The sequence below is a fragment of the Mammaliicoccus vitulinus genome, assembly GCF_029024305.1.
GTDB lineage: Bacteria > Bacillota > Bacilli > Staphylococcales > Staphylococcaceae > Mammaliicoccus > Mammaliicoccus vitulinus.
In genome coordinates this window covers 1-4,440 of the sequence record NZ_CP118975.1, presented here as the reverse complement: position 1 = coordinate 4,440, position 4,440 = coordinate 1, and the positions used below count along the sequence as shown (strand labels likewise).

Genomic DNA, 4,440 nt, shown 5'->3' with positions numbered 1-4,440 from the left:
TTCTTCAACTCCTTTTATTGCTTTATTCCAATTTCCTTATTGGTCGGAACCTACAGGGCTTTATGTGTTGTTGAGTTGGTACTTTCTTGGGATTAATCCCAATTCAAGTCCAACCAACTCGCTAACAAGTTAGCTAACACATAGCCCATTCCAACCAATAAGTTTTCTCGGCATAAATGCATGTTCTATAAGTGCATACCTCTATCTCGTTTTTGATTCTTTTGTTGTTCTTGTTGCTGTTCCTGTTCTGAATATAATTCTGGATTCATTTTTTTATCTAAGTTTCCTGCTAAACCATTTAGTTTTGGTTCATCTTCTGTTAACTTATTAACTCTTTCCGCAAAGGTATTTCTTCCTAAAACTCGTTCTAACTCTTTTAGTAAGATTTTTAAAAGCTTTAACGCTATTTCTATATTCTCTTTAAGTGGCTTTGCATTTTCGTAAAGTTGGTTAAAATTATCGTCTGCGTTTTCAATACGCTCAACTGCTTTATTTAATAAATCATCTTTCTCTCGTATTTCCTTATCTTTATCATCTAAGGCTCTACCAGACTTTATATACTCGTAATCTTCCGAAATATCTTGAGCAGCTTTTATCTGTTTCTGAAATTCATTGAAATCTTTTTGGCTTATTACAACATTTCCAGTTTCTTGTATTTCTTTGCTAAATAAACCACCTACTTTTTCAGTTTCTTGCTCATACGGAACATTTATAGGCTTTTTAAGCGTATTTAACGATTTTTGGTACTCTTGCATTAATTTATCGTTCTTTTGCTTTATATGGTCTGTTTTTTGGCTCTCACGTTCATATTCTTGCTTATGATATTCTGTTTTTTGTTTATACTGACTTATTTGCTCATGTTTAGCATTTGTTACTTGTCTTGATTGCCCACGTTCTAAATCATATCCTCGTTGTTTAACATGCTCATTAAATCTATCTTGAAACGCTGTTAAAGCTTTTTTATTACCTACAACTTCTTTAGCACTTAAACGACCATCATCAGTTATTGGAACAACGCCATAATGCATATGTGGTGTTTTTTCGTCCATGTGAACTGTTGCATATAATAAATTATCTTTACCGTATTCTTGTTCTAAAAACTCTTTAGCATATTCAAAAAACTGCTTTGTATCTTCTGGCGTTTGATTATCAAAGAAATCATTGTCTGATGTAATTAAACCATCAATGTGTTTAATCGCGTCTGTTCTAATTTTTCTTTTGCCTGTATAATTCTGTTCGATTTTTTCATCAATCAAGTTATTAAAATTCTGTTTATTAGCATTTACCAAATCATAATTTAAGTAAGTTTTACTATGGTCTATATCTTCATTTTCATAATTATTATTTTCTCTTTGAACATGTTTTTGTATGCCCGTTGTATTTGTTCCAGTTTTAACTTTTGAAACTCTAATAATAGAATACGACATATAAAAATCACTCCTCAGCACTAAGGTTTTATAGGTATTTAATACTTTAAGTCTAACACACTAGACTTATTTTACAATAAGTCGTTAATACGTGTGCTCTGCGAGGCTTAAACCTGTTTTTGCTAACGCAAAAAATGAGTGGCAAAATGCTAGCCACTCATAGTTCTAAACCAAAATATAATATAACTATTCAAACTGCTTTTCAGAACGTTTAAATACAATAATCGTCAAAAGACAACATAAAATAATAAGGATAGCCATGGCTACAAGAATATTACTATACACTCCAGAAGAATAATTTATAAATTCCAGAACTAGTTTACGATTAATCAATTGTAGTGACAATAAACCTCCTACAATTGCTATACCTGTTCCCTCTGATAAAAAACTTGTGAAATTTAGCAAACTCATTCCAGAAGCAACTTCTTCTTCAGAAAGACTACTTGATACTATTTTTGATATAACTGTTTTAGTAAAAGATAATCCGCCCATAACAAATATAAACATAAAAGTAGTCAACCACATACTAAACTCAACAAAAAATGCAATAGTTAAAAAACTTATAGAGATAGACAATGATCCTAAAATAAAAACAAATAATGATCCTTTTCTATCCACTAAAAAACCACCAAAATAACCAAAAACAATAACACTCATGGTTCCAGGAAAAATAACACTATTACCTATTGTCGCTACATTTACATGATAAATAGTTTTCATCATATAAGGCACCATTGATATAAAACCAGCTACTATAGAAAATATTAGCCCACCAGAAAACAAACCAAGCATAAACGGAATGTTTTTCCCTAGTTTAGGATTAATAAAAGGGTTAGAAACTCTTGAAATATGTTTAATAAAAATCACAAAAAAGATTGTGAAGAGTATTAAAAAAGTCCAATTATAATTTGTCGTAAATAACATAAAACATATAATACTTATAGACATTAAAACAATACCTACGATATCTAATGTATTTTTTGTTGATTTACCAGGTACCATTACTTTAATAAGAAAAGGTATAGTTACTATTGTAATCATAGGAAGTATAAGTAGGTAAGACCAATGAATATAATGTGCTATTATTCCCCCTATTGAAGGACCTAACCCTTCACCTAAAGCTACAATTGATCCTATAAAACCAAAGGCTTTGCCTTGTTTTTTTCTTGTAATATTTCTAGCTACAACCACCATAATCAGTGAAGGGAATGCAGCAGATCCTACTCCTTGTACTAACCTACCAAAAATCAAAATAAAAAAGTGATTGTGACCAATAAAAGCAATCAATGAACCAAGACAGCTCAAACTAATACCAATAATTAACAATTTTTTTATATTTATATAATCAGATAATTTTCCATATACTGCTGTTCCTATCGAAAAAGTTAACATATATGCAGTGTTTACCCAGTTTGTAATTCCAGGAGTAGTATTAAAATGATTTGCAATATCAGGTAAAGAAACATTTAAAACCATTTCATTTAATACACTAAAAAATGAAAGAATACAAAGCCAAAATAAAACGCTATAAAACAAACCTTTAAATTTTTTATATAAACTAAACAATTTTACCTCTTTACTTGAGGTGACTAAAGTTTATAGGGGTAAATTATTCTTTCACCTCATATAAATTCCCCAAATTTTTAAATAGACACTTCATAAAAAAATCCTCCTAAATTAGAATAGTTTAAATATATCATTTTTGTTCAGTAATGTTAATATGTACACTATTTCCAAAATTTAAATTCATGTTGCCAAAAATCGATTTGTTTTTGCAATTGTTTTTCGTTCGCTTTTAAAGTCGATTTCATTAAGTCCGTTAAATCGACTGGCGAAATTTCTTTTATCAAATTCTTATATTTTGTTCTAGAATTTCTGTGAAGCTTTCCCCATTCTTCTTCATCACTCAATAACATAAAAACTATTGCTCTATCCGCAGTGCGTTGGATAGTTTTCCAATCTGGTTGCAAGATATGTAAATCACTAAAGCAATCATTCCAGTAATCCACCATATCTCTTTTAAGTTCGATTTCTACACGCCATAAATGTTCAGACATAACTTCAGCATCTGCATTATCTTTACGTTCTTGCTTTTTATTATAAATTCTAATAAATCTATTACTATCTCTCACGCCAAAATATTTTGTTTCTGGCTTACCATTACGACCATAAAAAATAGTTTTCTTAACTGCTTTATCAGACATTGCATAGTAGTCACTCAAATCATCTTCAAAATCAAAGGCTAAATCTAATCTTGTAAAACCGTCATCTTCCATGTAGCTTATTATATTTTGTTTTAACCAAATCATTTCATCTCGTGTAAGTTTGTTTGGATTAAATTCAATACGCATATTACGTCTATCCCAACTATCTGCTTTCACTTTGTCATATTCAATATAAACTTTTTCTTGAAGTGCTTTAGCTTTAAACTTTGTTTGAAGAATATCCCAAAGTCTTATTTGGGGCTCTACACTCATAAATTTAGAAAGGGCTTGAGCGTTGTCTCGGTTGAGATTTCCAACGATCGTCATTGCATCAAAACTTAATTTTGGATCAGATATGCACACAGTATGTGCGTCCAACCGGCTATTAGAGTAGCCGGTTTTAGAAAAATTGTCTAAATCGTGATTTTCCAAATGATTTGAATGATTTGCATGATTGTTTTTATACATAAAAAATCGACTCCTTAATCTCAATTTCGTTTAAGGAATCGCTCACCCAAATATATATCTTGATGTATATTTAAATATCGTTTAATATCTAAATATACAAGATTATAAAAACAACTCAGTGTTTTTTTCTTTGAATGATGTCGTTCACAAACTTTGGTCAGGGCGTGAGCGACTCCTTTTTATTTTGTTATTAATATAACACTATCAAAAGACTTGGTCTAATCAGATCAAGTCTTTTTTTATTTAAGCATTTGTATTATCTGGTAAACAGTTAAAACTACTAAAACACCAAGTACATACTTACTTGTTATAAAATTCTCAAAGGCTTCTCTGAATTTCAT

3 protein-coding genes are annotated in these 4,440 nt (G+C 30.1%); all 3 read right to left on the bottom strand.

The genetic code is table 11. The annotated features are described in order from the left end of the window. Nucleotides 1–185: 185 nt before the first annotated feature. Complete coding sequence (gene mobV / locus PYW35_RS13260) at nt 186–1,427, bottom strand: MobV family relaxase (protein ID WP_046463274.1); 1,242 nt, start codon at nt 1,425–1,427, stop codon at nt 186–188. 186 nt (nt 1,428–1,613) lie between these two features. Next, complete coding sequence (gene tet(K), locus PYW35_RS13255) at nt 1,614–2,993, bottom strand: tetracycline efflux MFS transporter Tet(K) (protein ID WP_000492283.1); 1,380 nt, start codon at nt 2,991–2,993, stop codon at nt 1,614–1,616. Nucleotides 2,994–3,154: 161 nt separating this feature from the next. Continuing rightward, nucleotides 3,155–4,099, bottom strand: a complete 945-nt coding sequence (locus PYW35_RS13250; protein ID WP_000277654.1) for a replication initiation factor domain-containing protein — start codon at nt 4,097–4,099, stop codon at nt 3,155–3,157. Between the last annotated feature and the right edge of the window lie 341 nt (nt 4,100–4,440).

Bases quoted from the DNA above. Each gene is read 5' to 3' on its own strand.
- PYW35_RS13250 (WP_000277654.1), bottom strand. From the start codon at position 4,099: ATGTATAAAAACAATCATGCAAATCATTCAAATCATTTGGAAAATCAC.
- mobV (WP_046463274.1), bottom strand. From the start codon at position 1,427: ATGTCGTATTCTATTATTAGAGTTTCAAAAGTTAAAACTGGAACAAAT.